This is a genomic window from Sphingomonas sp. BE123 (genome assembly GCF_031456015.1).
Taxonomy (GTDB): Bacteria; Pseudomonadota; Alphaproteobacteria; order Sphingomonadales; family Sphingomonadaceae; genus Sphingomonas.
Genome location: NZ_JAVDTW010000001.1, coordinates 455,979 through 473,380, shown reverse-complemented (window position 1 = coordinate 473,380; position 17,402 = coordinate 455,979). Strand labels below are relative to the sequence as shown.

Below are 17,402 nucleotides of genomic sequence, written 5' to 3'. Positions count from 1 at the left end.
TCAGCCGCAGCGCAATGCCGTGATCGTGTTCACGTCGTCGAGTTCGACGTTCAGCCGGTCGGAGCGATAGTCCATCGTCACTGCCATACCCGGCTTGATCACGCGGACGGTGCGCGCGCCCGAACGCTGCTTCGCGCGCTCGATCACCTGCGGCTTGGCTTCGCGGCCGACCAGCGGCTGGACGCGGTCGGCATTGCATTCGCGGATGCCGGTGCCGGGGGCGGGGCGCTCGTACCCGCATGCGGCAAGGGTGAGCGGCAGGGCAATCAGGGCAATCGCTTTCATGGGTTCGGCTCCTCGGTACGCGTCATCTTGAGCTTTCCGTTACGCACGGTGAACCCAAGCTGACCCTCGACCAGGGCGAGCGCGTCGCGGCCGAATTGTTCGAAGCGCCAACCGCGCAGGATCGACAGACCCTCACGCTGGCCCGCCGCGAGCGCCTCCAGATCGTCGGAGCGGGCGAGGAGGCGCGCGGCGACGTTGATGTCGCGGGCGCGGATCTTGAGCAGCAGCTTGAGCAGGTCGGCGACCAGCGCGCCTTCCTTGCCGAGCGGAAGCTTGCGGTCGTCCCGCGCGGGCATTTCCGATGCGGGCATCGGTACGGCATGCTCGATCGCTGCCATCAGGCGGCCGCCAATGTCGTTGCCGGCCCAGGTTGCGGACAGGCCGCGCACCTTGGCGAGGTCAGCCTGTTTGCGCGGCGGATTGGCGGCAAGGTCGGCGATCGTTTCGTCCTTGACGATGCGACCGCGCGGCAGATCCTTGCCCTGCGCCTCTTTTTCGCGCCATGCGGCCAGCGCCTTGAGGCGGCCGAGCACTTCGGGCTTGCGGCTGGAGATGCGGATGCGCTGCCATGCCAGATCGGGATCGTTGCGGTAGTTTGCCGGGTCGGCGATCCGCTCCATCTCTTCGTCCAGCCACGCACCGCGCCCGGTCTTCTTCAGCTTCGCCAGCATCTTGGGGAAGATTTCGGAGAGATAGGTGACGTCGCAGATGGCGTAATCGATCTGGCGCTGGTCGAGCGGACGGCGCGACCAGTCGGTAAAGCGGGCGCCCTTGTCGACGGTGATGCCGAGATAGGTTTCGACCAGATTGGAATAGCCGATCTGTTCGCCCTGACCCAGCGCCATCGCCGCGACCTGCGTGTCGAACAGCGGGTGGGGGGTCTTTCCGGTCAGGTTGTAGACAATCTCGATATCCTGCCCGCCGGCGTGGAACACCTTGAGCACGTCCTCGTTGTTCACCAACAGATCGAGCAGGGGCGTGAGGTCGATCCCGGGTGCCATCGGATCGATCGCCGCAGCCTCATTGGTGTCGGCAATCTGGATCAGGCACAGCTCGGGCCAGAAGGTGTTTTCCCGCATGAACTCGGTATCCACCGTGATGAACGGTTGCTGCGCGAGGCGGGTGCAGAGGTTGGCGAGGGTTGCCGAGTCTTGAATCAGGCCGTGAATATGCATCGCAGGCCCATAGCCAAGCCCGCGCGGGTTGACAAAGGGGCGCGTGAGAAGGATGCGCGCGGCCTGTTCTTCTCACCTGAAACCGTTGGAAACCGCTCATGCACGCCTATCGCACCCACACTTGCGGCCAGCTGACCGCCGATCAGGTCGGCGAGACCGTCCGCCTGTCCGGCTGGATCCATCGCAAGCGCGACCATGGCGGCGTGTTGTTCGTCGACCTGCGCGACCATTATGGCGTGACGCAGATCGTGTGCGACAGCGACTCGCCCGCATTGCCGGTGCTGGAGGGGCTGCGCGTCGAATCGGTCGTGACGATCGACGGCGTGGTCAAGGCGCGCAGCGAGGCGACGGTGAACGCGAACCTCGCCACCGGCGCGATCGAAGTGTTCGCCCGGGGCGTGAGCGTGCAGTCGGCGGCGCAGGAGCTGCCGATGCCGGTGTTCGGCGACGCCGAGTACCCTGAGGAAATCCGCCTGCGGAACCGCTTCCTCGACCTGCGCCGCGAAGGGTTGCACGCCAACATCATGCTGCGCAGTCATGTCATCGCGTCGCTGCGCCGCCGGATGATCGCGCAGGGCTTTACCGAATTCCAGACCCCGATCCTGACCGCGTCGTCGCCGGAAGGCGCGCGCGACTATCTGGTGCCGAGCCGCGTGCATCCGGGCAAATTCTACGCGCTCCCGCAGGCGCCGCAGATGTTCAAGCAGCTGCTGATGGTCGCGGGCTTCGACCGCTATTTCCAGATCGCGCCGTGCTTCCGCGACGAGGATGCGCGCGCCGACCGCTCGCCGGGCGAGTTCTACCAGCTCGATTTCGAGATGAGCTATGTCACGCAGGACGATGTGTTCGCGGCGATCGAGCCGGTGCTGCACGGCGTGTTCGAGGAATTTGCGAACTGGCAGGGCAAGGGCCGCACCGTCAGCCCGCTGCCGTTCAAGCGTATCCCGTACCGTGAGTCGATGCTGAAATACGGCAACGACAAGCCCGACCTGCGCAACCCGATCCTCATTTCCGATGTCAGCAGCCATTTCGAAGGTTCCGGTTTCGGGCGATTTGCCTCGATGGTCGCGGCGGGCGATGTCGTGCGCGCGATCCCCGCGCCGAACACGGCCGAGAAGAGCCGCAAATTCTTCGACGACATGAACGCATGGGCGCAGGCCGAGGGCTTCCCCGGCCTTGGCTATGCGACGCAGAAGGATGGCGTGTTCGGTGGCCCGATCGCCAACAATCACGGGCAGGAGGGCATGAAGGCGATTGCCGATGCGCTCGGCCTTGGCCCCAATGACGGCATCTTCTTCGCCGCGGGCAAGGAGGCGCAGGCCGCCAAGCTCGCCGGTCTCGCGCGCACCCGCGTTGGCGAGAGCCTCGAGCTGATCGACAAGAGCCGGTTCGAGTTCTGCTGGATCGTCGACTTCCCGATGTTCGAATATGACGAGGACGCGAAGAAGATCGACTTCAGCCACAATCCGTTCAGCATGCCGCAGGGCGAGCTGGAGGCGCTGGAGACCAAGGACCCGCTCGACATCCTCGCCTGGCAATATGACATCGTGTGCAACGGCATCGAGCTGAGCTCGGGCGCGATCCGGAACCATCGTCCGGAGATCATGTACAAGGCGTTCGAGATCGCCGGCTACAGCCAGCAGGACGTGGACAGCAACTTTGCGGGCATGATTAACGCGTTCAAGTACGGCGCCCCGCCGCACGGCGGTTCGGCCCCGGGTGTCGACCGCATCGTCATGCTGCTCGCCGACCAGCCGAACATCCGCGAGGTCATCGTCTTCCCGATGAACCAGAAGGCGGAGGATCTGATGATGCAGGCGCCGTCGCCGGTGAGCGAGAAGCAGCTGAAGGAACTGCACATTCGGCTGGCGCCGCAGGCGCTGGACAACAAGGGCTGATCCATGACCAAGTCGATCGACCTTTCCGACTTTGAACAGGGCGGAAAGGTCGACGACTATGCCGACCGGCTCGCCGCACTGCAGGAGCGGCTGGGGCATATCCAGACCGCGCACATCATCCACAAGCGTCGCGCGATCATCGTGTTCGAAGGCTGGGACGCGGCGGGGAAGGGCGGGATCATCAAGCGGCTGACCGCCGAATGGGACCCGCGCTATTTCGAGGTGTGGCCGATCGCCGCGCCGACGCCGGAGGAGCTGTCGCACCATTTCCTGTGGCGCTTCTGGCGGCGCCTTCCCGCACAGCACAATATCGCAGTGTTCGACCGCAGCTGGTACGGGCGCGTACTGGTCGAGCGGGTCGAGGGCTATGCGAGCGGGGCCGAGTGGCGGCGCGGCTATGATGAGATCAATGACTTCGAGGCGCAGCAGGCCGAGACCGGCGCGACGCTGATCAAGCTGTTCGTCCATGTGACGCAGGAAACGCAGGACAAAAGGCTGCGCGAGCGGATCGAGACGCCGTGGAAGCGGTGGAAGACCGGCCTTGATGATTATCGCAACCGCGCGCGGCGGGCGGACTATCTCGACGCGATGCATGAGATGTTCGCGCGAACCAGCACCAAGCACGCGCCATGGGTCGTCATCGACGGCAATGACAAGAAGGCGGCGCGGATCGCCGCGCTGACGGCCATTGCTGATGCGCTGGCGGCGCGGGTGCCGATGGACCCGCCCGCGCTCGATCCCGCGGTCGAAGCAGCGGCGCGGCGCGCTGGCGTGATCGACTGATCGAGCCGGTCGCGCCGGGCGACGGGTCAGTCCGGATAGGCGATCGTCATCACCTCATATTCCTTCTCGCCCGCCGGGAGCATCACGCGGCGCAGGTCGCCCAGCGCCGCGCCGCGTAGCGCGCGAGCGAGGGGGGAGTTCCACCCGATCCGGCCCGCCCCTGCATCTGCCTCGTCATCTCCGGTCAGGGTCAGCGTGCGGTGGTTGTCGTCTTCATCGGCGATGGTGACGGTCGCGCCGAACCAGATTTTCGAGCGATCTTCCTGTTTTGACGGGTCCACCACCTTGGCCGCCTTCATCCGCTTCGCCAGCCAGCCGAGCCGCCGATCGATCTCGCGCAGTCGCTTGCGGCCATAGATATAGTCGCCATTTTCGGAGCGGTCGCCATTGCCCGCCGCCCAGGCGATCGTTTCGACCAAAGCCGGGCGCTCGGTGGCGAACAGCGCATCATATTCGGACTTGAGTGCGGCATAGCCGGCGGGCGTGATGTAGTTCGGACGATCCATCGCACGCCCATAGCGCGGGCGCGACGCCCGCGTCACCCCGGCCGGTTCTTGCCCAGATACCAGCTCATCCGGTGCGGCCCGCGCGACCGCGCGCGGTCGGGATGCATCAGGTCATAGACCACTGCATTTTCGAGCACCCGCTGCACATAGTTTTTGGTTTCGAAGATGGGAATCTGCTCGACCCAGTCGAGAATGTCGACGCCGGGGGTGCGCGGGTCGCCATTCGCGCGGATCCATTTGTTCACATTGCCCGGGCCGGCATTGTAGGCGGCGACGGCAAGCGGATAGCTGCCGCCATAATAATCGAGCATCCGCTGAATATAGCTCGACCCGAGGCGGATATTGTAATCGGTGTCGCTGGTGAGTGCGGCGCGATCATAGCCAAGGCCAAGCTTCCCCGCCGTTTCGCGCGCGGTGGCCGGCATCAGCTGCATCAGCCCGCGCGCGCCGGCATGGCTGATCGCCGCCTTGTCGAACTGGCTTTCCTGCCGCGCAATCGCATGGATCAGGGTGAAATGCGCCTCCTGTCCCGGCGGGACCGGCACCGACGGATAGCCGGCCGCCGTATAATCGCTGAGGCCGTTGGCGAGCGCGCTGCGCCCGACCATCACGCCCAGATCGGGGCGCCCGATCGTGCGCGACAGTTCGGCGGCGAGCAGGTGATCGTCGGCGCTGGTCGCGTCGGCGGCGATCTGGCGCAGGAACAGTCCCTGATCATCGGGGCGGCCCAGCGTTCCGAGCATCTGGGCGGCGCGCACCACTTCGCGATTGTAGAAGGCAGTCCGTGCGGCAGCCGGGACGCCGCGTGCATCGACCACCGGCGGCGCCTTGAGCGCCCGGCCGAGCCGTTCGGCAGCAAGCTGTCCATAGTATAGGTCGGAATAGGCGGCGGCGCGCTCATAATAGGCGCGCGCGGTCGCCGCCTGCCCGGCGGCTTCGGCGGCACGGCCGGCCCAGTAGATACCCTTGGACTGGGTAGTCGGGGTGCGCGAGCCGCGCGAATAGCGGTCGAACATGCCGATCGCATCGGCGGGGCGTCCCAGCTTCTGCAGCGCAACCGTGCCGGCGAGCCAGGCAAGGCTGGTGTAATCGTCGCGGATGCCAAGGCCGAGATCGGAGATATCGGTCCCCGGCGCAACGGCGTCATCGACCTGTGACGCGATCGCATACGCGAGCGCGAACTGGCGGTCGGATTCTGCCGCGCGCGCGTTGGTCAGCAGCACCTCATACCATTTCTCGACATTGCCGGGGCGGCCGTCGAGGGTGCGGGGCCGCGCGAGCAGCGAGCGCGCCGAGCCGCTGGCGCCATTGTTGCGGAACCAGCTCGCGCGGTCGGCAAGGAAGCCGGGATCGCGCGCGCCCAATGCTTCCACGGCCAATGCGCGTTGCTGCGCATCGGGTGCGTTGGAGCGCAATGCGAGGCGCGCATCGAACAGCGTGCGGCGCTGGGGCGAGGTCAGCCCGATCTGGCGCGTCGCGGCGGTGCGGGCGTCCTGCCACAGCAGCGCGTCCATGCGCGCGTCATGGTCGGCCGGGGTCAGTGCGCCGGAAAAGCTGCCCAGCACTGCGGTTTCGTCACCGGGACGCAACACACCGCTGCGCCACGCGCGCCGGGCCTGTTCCTCAGCCTCGGCGCGGCGTCCGGTGATTGCCAGCGCTTCGGCAAAGCGGACCCGGCCAGCGGCCGTGATCGGGGGAAAGCGCGTGAAGAAGCGGACCGCGAGCGAAGGTGCGTCGGTGCCCGCGCCAAGGCTGGTTTCCGCAGCGGCACGGCGGCTCAATTCACCCGGCCAGCCGGGATGCGCGAGCAGGAACTCCGCATAGTCGGAGAAGGGCAGCCCGTCCGACTGCTGCAGCCGCTTCCACTGGTCGAGGGTTGTCTGGATCGTCGTCGCAGGCGGCGGCGCCGGGGCGGGAAGGATCTGGGCGGCGACCGCTGCAAAGCGCGCCTGATACCAGTCCGCCCCCTCCTGCACCACCTGGGAGGAGACCGCGACACCCGAAACGCCGGCGAGCAGAAGCCCGCTCTTGAACACAGAGGCAAGCATGCTGGACATAGTACGCGATCCCCCCCTATTGACCACCCCGAATTTCCCAAAACTGGTGCATTTTGACGCATATGTTCTCCGGCTCGATCCCCGCGCTCATCACGCCCTTCCGTAACGGCAGCTTCGACGAGGCTGCGTTCCGCGCGTTCGTCGACTGGCAGATCGCGGAGGGCTCGTCGGCGCTGGTCCCCGTCGGCACCACCGGCGAAGCGGCAACGCTGTCCAAGGACGAGCATTTCGAGGTGGTGCGCGTGTGCGCCGATCAGGTGCGCGGGCGCGTGCCGGTGATCGCGGGGGCGGGGTCGAATGACACGCGCGTGGCGATCGGGAACGTCCAGGCGGCGAAGGAAGCGGGTGCCGATGCGGTGCTGATGGTCCCGCCCTATTACAATCGCCCGAGCCAGGAAGGCATCTTCCAGCATTTCGCGGCGGTCGCCGCCGAGTGCGAATTGCCGATCATCCTCTACAACGTCCCCGGTCGCACCGTGACCGATATCCAGCCCGAGACGGTGATCCGGATCGTTCAGGCATTCCCCGACAAGTTCGTCGCGATCAAGGACGCGACCGGCGACCTGGCCCGCGTGTCGAAGCACCGCGCAGCGTTGCGCGCGGGCTTTGCGCAGTTGTCGGGCAATGACGAAACGGCACTCGCGTTCAACGCGATGGGTGGGGTGGGCTGCATCTCGGTCGCCGCGAACGTCGCGCCGAAGCTGTGCGCACAGTTTCAGGCGGCATGCGCCGAGGGCAACACCGCGATCGCGCTGGCGCTGCACGACCGCCTGTTCGCGCTGCACCTCGCGCTGTTCACTGACGCCTCGCCGGGGCCGGTGAAGTACGCGGTCAACAAGCTGCGCCCCGAGATTTCCGCCGAACTGCGCCTGCCGATGGTCGCGCCGAACGACGCGAGCAAGGCGGCGGTGGATGCGGCGATGGCGGCGGCGGGGATTATCTGAGGCGATCCGCTTCCCTTTCTCCTCCCGCCCCCCTACATCGCGCGTCCCATGGCACGCCCTCGTCCCCTTGAATTCGACAAGAAGAAGATCGTCGCGGAGAACCGCAAGGCGCGGTACGAATATTTCCTCGAGGAGTTTTTCGAGGCGGGGATTGCGCTGCAGGGGACCGAGGTGAAGTCGCTGCGATTCGGCGAAGGGTCGATCGCGGAGAGCTATGCCGAGGTCCGCGACGGGCAGGCGTGGCTGGTCAACGCCAACATCCCGGAATTTTCGCACGGAAACCGCTTCAATCACGAACCGAAGCGTCCCCGTAAATTGCTCCTTCATCAACGCCAGGTAGAAAAGCTGCAGGGCGCGGTTGCGCGGGAGGGCATGACGCTGATCCCGATGTCGATCTATTTCAACGGCCGCGGCCGGGCGAAGGTCGAGCTGGCGCTGGCGAAGGGCAAAAAGACTCACGACAAGCGCGAGTCGATCAAGGAACGGGACTGGAAGCGTGAACAGGGGCGGATCCTCCGCGATCGAGGGTAAGATGAAGCCGGGTCGCCTGCGGTCCTGGTGGCAGCGCAACATGCCCACCCGCGACACGATCGAGGAGATCCGGTGGCTGCGTCCGGTCGCCCATCGCGTGCTGGCGCCCGAATTGTGGCGCTTTACCCGCCGGTCGGTGCCGCGCGGCGTGGCCCTGGGCCTGCTGGTCGGTATCTTCCTGCTCATCCCGGGGCTGCAGATCGCGGGTGCCGCGATGCTGGCAATGCCGTTCCGCGCCAATGTGCCGATCGCCGCGGCGATGACCTTTCTGAGCAATCCGGCAACGACCCCGTTCATCCTGTACGGATCGGTCTATACCGGCAACGCGATGCTCGGTCGCAGCGCCGATATTTCCGGGTTCATGGCGCTGATCGAGCATCATGCCGGCGTCGGCGAATGGCTGAGCTGGCTGTTTTCCCAGGCTGCCCCGGCGCTGCTGATCGGCCTGCTGATCATTTCGGTCGCGTCGGCCGCCGCCGGTTACGGGCTGTCGATCGTCGGATGGCGTGCCTGGGTTGCACGGAAATGGCGCAAGCGGATTGCGCTTCGAGCGAAAGTTTCAGCCGAGACTTGATCGGGCGTGTCATCGGCGTAAGACACGGGCGTTCTCAATCGTCCCGAAGGGTACCCGATGCGTCTGATCCTGATCCCCGTCCTGCTCGCCGGCACCGCATTGGCGAGCGGTTGCGCTGCCTATGGCCAGGGGGACGCGCCGTCGGCCGCTGCGCCCGCACCGGCACCCGCACCCGCCGCGACGGCCAAGCCCCAGCTGGGCAGCTTTGGCTTCGACGTTGCCGGGATGGACCGCAGCGTGGCGCCGGGCGAGGATTTCTATGCCTTTTCCAACGGCGTCTGGGCCAAGAACACGCCGATTCCGGCCGACAAGTCGAACTATGGCATGTTCACCGCATTGGACGACCTGTCCAAGGAACGCGTGCGCGGCATCCTCGACGAAGTGAAGGGGGATCCGGCGAGCGCCGTGGGGCGCGCCTATACCAGCTATCTCGACACCGCGACGGTCGAGGCGCGCGGCATGGCACCGATCCAGCCCTGGCTGACGCGGGTCAAGGCGCTGGACAGCAAGGCGGGCTATGGCGCGCTGGCGGTCGAGGCGGCGAAGATGGGCGTGCCGGGGGCGTTTGGCGGCTATGTCGGACAGGACGACAAATTCCCCGACCGCTACATCTTCTCGATCTATCAGGGCGGGACCGGTCTGCCCGACCGGGACATGTACCTGCTCGACAATCCCAAGATGGCGGCGATCCGCACCGCTTATGCCGGCTATCTCGCCAAGATGCTGACGCTGGCCGGCGAGGCGGATGCCGACGCGCGGGCCAAGGCGATCGTCGAGCTCGAAACCCGGATCGCCAAGGTGCAGTGGACGCGCGAGGAATCGGGCGATGCCGCCAAGACCTATAACAAATTCACGCTTGCCGAGACGGCAAAGCTGTCGTCGCGCACGCTCGACATGCCGGCCATGCTCAAGGCGGTCAGCCCCAAAATCACCGAGGTGCTGGTCAGCCAGCCGAGCGCGGTCGCCGCAATCGGCAAGATCCTGGACGATGCACCGCTGGCGGTGATCAAGGACCAGATGATGGTCCGCAGTCTGGCGGCGATGGCGGATTATCTGCCGGACGCGGTCGCCGACACCAACTTCGCCTTTTACGGCACGACGCTGCAGGGAACGCCGCAGCGCGAGCCGCGCTGGAAGCGCGCGGTGAGCTTCACCGAGGGCGTGCTGGGCGAGGAGCTGGGCAAGGAATATGCCGCGCGCTATTTCCCGGCCGAATACAAGGCGGAGATGAACAAGCTCGTCGCCAATGTGCTCGACGCGATGGGGCGCCGCATCGACTCGCTCGACTGGATGCAGCCGCAGACCAAGGCGCGCGCCAAGGCGAAGCTTGCGAACTTCACCGTCAAGGTCGGCTACCCCGACCAGTGGCGCAGCTATGCCGGGCTTGAGGTCAAGGCGGACGACCTGTTCGGCAATGCCGTGCGCTCCAACCGCTTCGACTATCAATATATGCTCGACAAGCTGGGCGGGCCGGTGCGCAAGTGGGAATGGGGCATGCTGCCCCAGACGGTGAACGCCTATGCCAATTTCGGCATGATGGAGGTCGTCTTCCCGGCCGCGATCCTGCAGCCGCCCTTCTTCGACCCCAAGGCCGATCCGGCGATCAACTATGGCGGCATCGGCGCGGTGATCGGGCACGAGATCAGCCACCATTTCGACGATCAGGGCGCGAAGTATAACGAGAAGGGCGAACTGGCCGACTGGTGGACGCCGGAAGACGTCAAGGCGTTCGAGGCGGCGGGCAAGGCGCTGATCGCGCAGTATGATGCCTATGAGCCGCTGCCGGGCGAGCATGTGAAGGGCGAGTTCACGCTGGGCGAGAATATCGGCGACCTGGCGGGCCTCACCATCGCCTATGACGCCTACAAGCATGCTCTGGGCGGCAAGGAAGCGCCGGTGATCGACGGCTTTACCGGCGACCAGCGCTTCTACCTTGGTTGGGCGCAGGTGTGGCGGCGCAATTATCGTGAGGCGAATCTGCGGCAGCGGTTGCTGACCGATCCGCACAGCCCGTCGATCCAGCGCGCCTGGGTCGTGCGCAACCTCGACCCCTGGTATGGTGCATTCGGTGCGAAGCCGGGCGAGAAACTGTATCTGGACCCGGCAAAGCGCGTTCGCGTCTGGTGAGCGCTTGACGCTATGGCAGCGGGGCGGGAAAGGGGGCCATGGCCACGTCTCCCGCCCCATCTGACGAACCTGCGGGTGTCGTCGGTCCGCTGATCGCCGCCGGCGCCGCCGGGCTGATTGCGGGCGGCGTCGTGCTGTGGGCGATCGACTCGCTGCCGGTCGCGGCAGGGTTCGCCGCGGCCGCAGTCCTGATCGGCGCGGCCGCGACGCTGGTGCGGCGTCCGGCGGCGGCTGATGCGGGCGAAGCCGACCCGGCGGCGATCGACTGGTCGCTGGCGCATATGCTGGCGACGATGAGCAGCGATGCCATTGCGGTGACCGACCGGGCAGGCCGGCTGGTGTGCGCGAATGACCGGTTCGGCACGCTGTTCCCCGGCTATCCCGCGCCGCCCGCAGTGGTGATCGGCGACTGGGCCGCGTCGCAACTGGGCAGTGCGGGTCGCGCCGCGTGGCGCGACGGCCAGGCGTCGAGCGGGGCGTTCGACGCCGCCGGGGCCAAGCTGACCGCGCATGTGACGCGCGTCGGCGACGCGATGCTGGTGTGGCGCTTTGTCGGCGCCGATGCGGTCGATCTGGCCAAACAGGCGCAGGCGCTCGTCGCCGGCAAATCGGGCGACCGGCTGGGCCAGGCGGGGATCATGATGGCGCTGATCGGCGCCGATGGCCGCGTGCGCGCCGCGAACCGCGTGCTGCGGCTGCGCGCTGCGGGCGACGAGCAGGCGATGATCGAGGGGCGGGACATCACCCGGTTCCTGATCACCGACAATCGCGGAACCGTGCGGTTCGAGCGCGAGGGCCTGTCCGGGACGCCAGTGCGGGTGCTCGAAATCCCGTTTCTCGATGGCGATGCCAGCCCGATGCTGGTCGCGCTGCTCGACGAGGAATATGCCCCGGCGCAGGATATGGGGGCGGATTCCGCCACGCATGTCCGCTCGCTGATCGGGCTGCTTCCTACCGGTATTGCGCTGGTCGGAGCCGATGGGCGCTTTGCGTTCATGAACGATGCGTTTGTCCGCGCCGCGCAGATCAATGGCGACGCGCCGCCGCTCTACCCGGGCGATCTCGTCGTGCGCGAGGACAAGAGCACGCTTGCCGACGCGGTCCGCCGGTTCGCGGCGGGCGCGGCGCATGCGATGGACCTGACCGTCCGCTTTGCTCATGCGCCTGATGAAGCGGTGTCGATCTCGATCGCGTCGGCGCGGGGGCTGGGCGATGCGGCGGTGCTGCTCAGCCTGCGCGATGCGGGTGAGGAGGGTCAGCTCAAGCGGCAGGTGGCGCAGGCGACCAAGATGCAGGCGGTCGGCCAGCTGGCCGGCGGCGTGGCGCATGACTTCAACAACATCCTGACCGCGATTATCGGCCATTGCGACCTGATGCTGATGCGCCATGCGCCAGGCGACAGCGATTATGACGATATTCAGCAGATCCTGCTCAATTCGAACCGCGCCGCAGCGCTGACCCGGCAGTTGCTTGCCTTTTCGCGCCAGCAGACGTTGCGTCCGCAGGTGCTCCAACTGCCCGACGTCATTTCCGAAGTGTCGAACCTGCTCAAGCGCCTGCTGGGCGAAACGGTCGAGCTGATCGTCAACCATGGCCGCAATCTGGGTCCGGTGCGCGCGGATCCGGGGCAGCTGGAACAGGTCGTCGTCAATCTGGCGGTCAATGCCCGCGATGCGATGCTGGCCAAGAATCCCAATGGCGGCGGCACGCTGACGATCGAGACGCTGAGCGTCGCCGCACATGAAGTGCGCGCGATGGACGAGGATGTGCTGCCGGTCGGCGATTATACCGCGTTGCGCGTGTCGGACACCGGTTCGGGCATCCCGGCGGACGTGCTCGCGCATATCTGGGAACCGTTCTTCACCACCAAGGAAGTGGGCAAGGGCACGGGCCTTGGCCTGTCGACCGTCTATGGCATCATCAAGCAATCGGGCGGGTTCATCTTTGCCGAGAGCGAGCCGGGCAAGGGCGCGGTGTTCACCATCTATCTGCCCGTCCACACCGCGCCGGAGCCGGCCGCGCAGCTCAACCCGCCCACGGCGGTGCAGGGCGACCTGTGGGGCAGCGGCACGATCCTGCTGGTCGAGGACGAAGCCATGGTCCGCGCAGTCGCGGAGCGCGCGCTGGCGCGGCAGGGCTATACCGTGCTGACCGCCGAAAATGGCGAGGCGGCGCTCGAGTTGCTGGAGAAAAGCGACAAGCCCGATCTGCTGATCAGCGACGTGGTCATGCCGACGATGGACGGTCCGACCATGGTCCGCCATGCGCGCAAGAAATATCCCGACCTCAAGATCATCTTCATGTCGGGTTATGCCGAGGAACAGCTGCGCCGGTCGATTGATCTGGACAATGTCGCGTTCCTGCCAAAACCCTTTTCGGTCCAGCAGCTTGGCGAGCTGGCCCGGGCGGTGATGACTGCGAAATAGCGCTCGACCGCGTGGCGATAGTCGGGCACATGCTCGTGCGATGAGCGCACCGCAACGTATCCTCGTGGTCGAGGATGAACCCCTGATCGCCATGATGATCGAGGATTTCCTCGACATGCTGGGCAAGGACCATGCCGGCACCGCCGAGAGCGTGGCCGCCGCGCTCGAGTTGGTCGAGGGGGGAGGCGTCGATGCTGCGATCCTCGACGTCAACCTGTCGGGTGGCGAGCAGAGCTGGCCGGTGGCCGACGCGCTGGCGGCAAAGGGCGTCCCGTTCATCCTTGCCACCGGCGGCAGCGGCGACATGGTGGCCGAGGCGTATCGCGACCGGCCGGTACTGGCCAAGCCGTTCACGATGGACTCTGTCGAGCAGGCGCTGGCCGCGCTGTAACCGGTCAGGCGATCCGGTCGGGCAGCTCGGCTGCATCGGCCGCGATCGCGGCATCGGGCGCGACCGCTTCCCAGGGGAAGACGAACCAGTCCTTGGTCACGCTGCGATCGATGGTGCGCGCGGCATAATCGACGCGCTGGCCGGAGCGGACATTGTCGATCAGCGTGGCGAAGCGCACCGCGCCGGCGCGCGCGCCCGCTGCGGCGAGCCCGGCACGCAGCCGACCGATGGTCGCGCCGCTGTCATTGATGTCGTCGATGAACAGCAGGCGGGCACCGGCACGGGTCCGCTCGGCCAGCCGGGCGAGGGCGGGTGCGGCAAGATCCTCGTTCCGCGCGCTATAGTCGACCGACAGCATCGGTCCGCCACAGGCATGGCTGAGATAGACTGCCGGGATCAGCCCGCCGCGGCCGATTCCGATCAGGTAATCGGGCTGCCAGTCGCTGTCGGCGCGCAGCGCATCGGCCAGCGCGAGCAGGTCGGCGACGAATTGCTCATGCGGGATCGGGGTAAAGACCGGCATCAGTGTGCGCCCACATAGGCATCGAGCCGATCAAGATGCGCGGCGATGCTGGCGTCGTCGAGGAAGGAGCCGGTGAAGCTGTTGCGCGCGAGCTGGACGATCTGATCGCGCGTCAGCCCGCGTGCGGCGGCGACCGCGCGGTAATTGTCCGCGACATAGCCGCCGAAATAGGCGGGGTCGTCGGAGTTGATCGTAGCGTAGAGGCCGCAATCGAGCATCCGGTCGATCGGGTGCTGCGCCAGGCTGTCGACCACGCACAGTTTGAGGTTCGACAACGGACAGACGGTCAGGGTCATCTCACGCTCAGCGAGCGTGCGAACCAGCTGCGGGTCCTCAAGGCTGCGGTTGCCATGGTCGAGCCGGTCGACGTTGAGCAGATCGAGCGCCTGCCACACATAATCGGGCGGCCCTTCCTCTCCGGCATGGGCAACGCGCTTGAGGCCGAGCTTTCCGGCTTCGGCGAATACGCGCGCGAATTTTTCCGGGGGATGACCAAGTTCGGACGAATCCAGCCCGACGCCGGCAATGCGGTCGAGCCATGGTTCGGCGGCATCGAGCGTCGCGAACGCCGCATCCTCGTCAAGGTGGCGCAGGAAGCACAGGATCAGCTTGGACGTCACGCCATGGCGTTGTTCCGCCGCGCGCATCGCCGCGAGCAGCCCGTCCGCCACCACCTGAAACGGAATGCCGCGATCGGTGTGCGTTTGGGGATCGAAGAAGATTTCGGCATGGACCACGCCGTCGGCCGCAGCGCGCGCGAAATAGGCGTCGGCAAGGTCGTGAAAGTCCTGCTCGGTCCGCAGCACATCGGCACCGGCATAATAGATGTCCAGAAAATCCTGGAGCCGCGAGAATTGATAGGCCGCCCGCACCGCCTCGACCGTGGGAAAGGGCAGGTCGATGCGGTTACGCCGGGCCAGCGCGAACATCAGTTCGGGCTCCAGCGACCCTTCGATATGCAGATGAAGTTCGGCCTTGGGCAGGCCGGCGATGAAGTCGCGCGTGTCCATCGCGCAGGATGTGCGGCAAATCGTGCGGCCGGGCAAGCGTGCGCCGCGCAGGGCTGGAACAAAATAGGAATTTTCCGCTTGTGCGAAAAGAACAAAGTGCATACAAGATCAAAATAGGAACGGGTCGAGCGTGTTGAAGAAGATGCGCAAAGCCTCTAGCGACGGAGACTTCTCATGGCGGCTTCCCTCAAGGTGATCGAAGGAAAGATGGGCATTTCTCCGGACAAGCAGAAGGCGCTCGACGCCGCACTGGCACAGATCGACCGCGCCTTTGGCAAGGGCAGCGCGATGAAGCTCGGCTCGAAGGAGACGATGCAGGTCGAGGCGATCTCGACCGGCTCGCTCGGGCTCGACATTGCGCTGGGCGTTGGCGGATTGCCGCGCGGCCGCGTGATCGAGGTTTACGGTCCGGAAAGCTCGGGCAAGACCACGCTGGCGCTGCACGTGATTGCGGAGGCGCAGAAGAATGGCGGCGTTGCCGCGTTCGTCGATGCCGAACATGCGCTCGACCCGGTCTATGCCAAGAAACTGGGCGTCAATATCGACGAGCTGATCGTGTCGCAGCCCGATACGGGCGAGCAGGCGCTGGAGATCACCGACACGCTGGTGCGATCGAATGCGATCGACGTGCTGGTGGTCGATTCGGTCGCGGCGCTGGTACCGCGGGCGGAGATCGAGGGCGAGATGGGCGACAGCCATGTCGGCCTGCAGGCACGCCTGATGTCGCAGTCGCTGCGCAAGCTGACCGGGTCGATCAGCCGTTCGCGCTGCATGGTGATCTTCATCAACCAGCTGCGCATGAAGATCGGCGTGATGTACGGCAATCCGGAGACGACCACCGGCGGCAATGCGCTCAAATTCTATGCCTCGGTCCGCCTCGACATCCGCCGCACCGGGCAGATCAAGGATCGTGACGATATCATCGGCAATTCGACCCGGGTGAAGGTGGTCAAGAACAAGGTCGCGCCGCCGTTCAAGCAGGTCGAGTTCGACATCATGTATGGCGAGGGGATTTCGAAGATCGGCGAGATCCTCGACATCGGGGTCAAGGCGGGTCTGGTCGAGAAGGCCGGCGCCTGGTTCAGCTATGACAGTATTCGCATCGGCCAAGGGCGCGAAAACGCCAAGACCTTCCTCAAGGAAAATCCGGAAGTGTGCGCGCGGCTCGAGGCAGCGATCCGCAGCCGGACCGAGCAGGTCGCGGAAGAGATGATGACCGGCCCCGACGCGGAGGATGACCTCTGATTCTACCAGGGTTGTTCCTCAGCGCCCGTTAACCGGTTTCGGGCACAAGGGAGCCATTGCGGGCCGTGCCGCACCTTGTGGGGCGGTGGCGGTCAAGGGACCTCGATCCCATTGGAAGGCCCGGCGTGGCGTGCGCCGGGCCTTTCCTGTTGCCGGTCGCTGGCGGGGCGGGCGATGCGCTGCACAACGCTTCGGCGCTCTTTCCATTTGCGGCATTGCCGCGCACAAGTCTTCCCGAACCGGATTGGCAAGGGAAGCTCCAGCGATGATCACCGTGCATCACCTAGAACATTCGCGATCGCAGCGCGTGCTGTGGCTGCTGGAGGAACTGGGCCTGCCCTATGAGATCCGCCACTACCGGCGGAACCCCAAAACGATGTTGGCGCCGCCCGAGTTGCGCGCGATCCATCCGCTGGGCAAATCGCCGGTGATCGTCGATGCCGACGCGACCGGCGACGCGCCCCGCACCGTCGCCGAAACCGGCGCGATCGTCGAATATCTGGTCGAGAAGGCTGACGGAAAGCTTGGTGCGCCGGCGCATCGCGAGTCGGCGCTGCACTACCGGCACTTCATGCATTATGCCGAAGGCTCGTTGATGCCACCGCTGCTGGTCAAGCTGGTGCTGGCGCGGGTTCCGTTGTTCGGCAAGGCAGCGCAGAAGAAAATTCAGCCGATGATCGACGTCCACCTCGATTATGTCGAAAGCGTGCTGGCGGCCCGCCCCTGGTTTGCCGGGGACGCCATGACCGCGGCGGATGTGATGATGAGCTTTCCGCTCGAGGCGGCGCGGTCGCGCGCGGGGCTCGACGCGTCGCGCCCCGCCACGATCGCATGGCTCGACAAGGTCCATGCCCGGCCCGCCTATCAGACGGCTCTCGCCAAGGGCGGCCCCTATGCCTATGCGTGACGCCGCAACAATTTGAGGGG

Annotated in this window: 16 protein-coding genes; 10 read left to right on the top strand and 6 right to left on the bottom strand. The window is 66.0% G+C overall.

Features of this window, described 5'->3' with window-relative positions; all coding sequences use genetic code 11:
- A complete protein-coding gene (locus J2Y54_RS02210) occupies nt 1-285 on the bottom strand; it encodes an I78 family peptidase inhibitor (protein WP_310036554.1) in 285 nt (94 codons plus the stop codon).
- On the bottom strand, nt 282-1,460 hold the full coding sequence (rnd, locus tag J2Y54_RS02205; RefSeq protein ID WP_310036550.1) for a ribonuclease D: 1,179 nt from the start codon (nt 1,458-1,460) through the stop codon (nt 282-284). Before rnd ends, J2Y54_RS02210 begins: the two co-directional genes overlap by 4 nt.
- 98 nt (nt 1,461-1,558) lie before the next feature.
- On the opposite strand from rnd, the gene aspS reads away from it, so the two are divergent.
- The gene (gene aspS / locus J2Y54_RS02200; RefSeq protein WP_310036548.1) at nt 1,559-3,358 is read left to right on the top strand and encodes an aspartate--tRNA ligase; all 1,800 of its coding nucleotides are present in this window, start codon (nt 1,559-1,561) and stop codon (nt 3,356-3,358) included.
- A 3-nt stretch (nt 3,359-3,361) separates the two neighbouring features.
- Entirely contained in the window at nt 3,362-4,141 is a 780-nt protein-coding gene (locus J2Y54_RS02195; RefSeq protein WP_310036546.1) for a polyphosphate kinase, read from the top strand.
- 26 nt (nt 4,142-4,167) lie between these two features.
- On the opposite strand, the gene greB is transcribed toward J2Y54_RS02195, so the two are convergent.
- Together greB and J2Y54_RS02185 are read right to left on the bottom strand one after the other, a co-directional pair.
- Nucleotides 4,168-4,647 carry a transcription elongation factor GreB gene (greB, locus tag J2Y54_RS02190; protein ID WP_310036544.1) on the bottom strand — a complete coding sequence of 160 codons (480 nt, stop codon included), beginning with the start codon at nt 4,645-4,647 and terminating at the stop codon, nt 4,168-4,170.
- A gap of 32 nt (nt 4,648-4,679) precedes the next feature.
- Nucleotides 4,680-6,695, bottom strand: a complete 2,016-nt coding sequence (locus tag J2Y54_RS02185; protein WP_310036543.1) for a lytic transglycosylase domain-containing protein — start codon at nt 6,693-6,695, stop codon at nt 4,680-4,682.
- A gap of 71 nt (nt 6,696-6,766) precedes the next feature.
- Between J2Y54_RS02185 and dapA the strand changes: the two genes are divergently transcribed.
- The 6 genes from dapA to J2Y54_RS02155 are packed head-to-tail and all read left to right on the top strand — an operon-like array spanning nt 6,767 to nt 13,697.
- Nucleotides 6,767-7,648 (top strand): 4-hydroxy-tetrahydrodipicolinate synthase, encoded by an 882-nt coding sequence (gene dapA, locus J2Y54_RS02180; RefSeq protein WP_310038431.1) that lies wholly within the window; start codon nt 6,767-6,769, stop codon nt 7,646-7,648.
- 48 nt (nt 7,649-7,696) lie between these two features.
- Nucleotides 7,697-8,179 carry an SsrA-binding protein SmpB gene (gene smpB / locus J2Y54_RS02175; RefSeq protein ID WP_310036542.1) on the top strand — a complete coding sequence of 161 codons (483 nt, stop codon included), beginning with the start codon at nt 7,697-7,699 and terminating at the stop codon, nt 8,177-8,179.
- Nucleotide 8,180: 1 nt separating this feature from the next.
- A complete protein-coding gene (locus tag J2Y54_RS02170) occupies nt 8,181-8,753 on the top strand; it encodes a DUF2062 domain-containing protein (protein ID WP_310036540.1) in 573 nt (190 codons plus the stop codon).
- A gap of 57 nt (nt 8,754-8,810) precedes the next feature.
- On the top strand, nt 8,811-10,880 hold the full coding sequence (locus tag J2Y54_RS02165; protein WP_310036539.1) for a M13 family metallopeptidase: 2,070 nt from the start codon (nt 8,811-8,813) through the stop codon (nt 10,878-10,880).
- A 38-nt stretch (nt 10,881-10,918) separates the two neighbouring features.
- A complete protein-coding gene (locus tag J2Y54_RS02160) occupies nt 10,919-13,306 on the top strand; it encodes a response regulator (protein WP_310036538.1) in 2,388 nt (795 codons plus the stop codon).
- A 40-nt stretch (nt 13,307-13,346) separates the two neighbouring features.
- Nucleotides 13,347-13,697, top strand: a complete 351-nt coding sequence (locus tag J2Y54_RS02155) for a response regulator (protein WP_310036537.1) — start codon at nt 13,347-13,349, stop codon at nt 13,695-13,697.
- Nucleotides 13,698-13,701: 4 nt separating this feature from the next.
- On the opposite strand, the gene J2Y54_RS02150 is transcribed toward J2Y54_RS02155, so the two are convergent.
- Entirely contained in the window at nt 13,702-14,220 is a 519-nt protein-coding gene (locus J2Y54_RS02150) for a phosphoribosyltransferase family protein (RefSeq protein WP_310036536.1), read from the bottom strand.
- Nucleotides 14,220-15,230 (bottom strand): adenosine deaminase, encoded by a 1,011-nt coding sequence (locus J2Y54_RS02145; RefSeq protein ID WP_310036534.1) that lies wholly within the window; start codon nt 15,228-15,230, stop codon nt 14,220-14,222. The genes J2Y54_RS02150 and J2Y54_RS02145 overlap by 1 nt, the downstream gene beginning before the upstream one ends.
- Before the next feature lie 174 nt (nt 15,231-15,404).
- On the opposite strand from J2Y54_RS02145, the gene recA reads away from it, so the two are divergent.
- The gene (gene recA, locus J2Y54_RS02140) at nt 15,405-16,475 is read left to right on the top strand and encodes a recombinase RecA (RefSeq protein WP_310036529.1); all 1,071 of its coding nucleotides are present in this window, start codon (nt 15,405-15,407) and stop codon (nt 16,473-16,475) included.
- A gap of 265 nt (nt 16,476-16,740) precedes the next feature.
- Nucleotides 16,741-17,382 (top strand): glutathione S-transferase, encoded by a 642-nt coding sequence (locus J2Y54_RS02135; RefSeq protein WP_310036527.1) that lies wholly within the window; start codon nt 16,741-16,743, stop codon nt 17,380-17,382.
- The last annotated feature ends 20 nt before the right edge of the window (nt 17,383-17,402 follow it).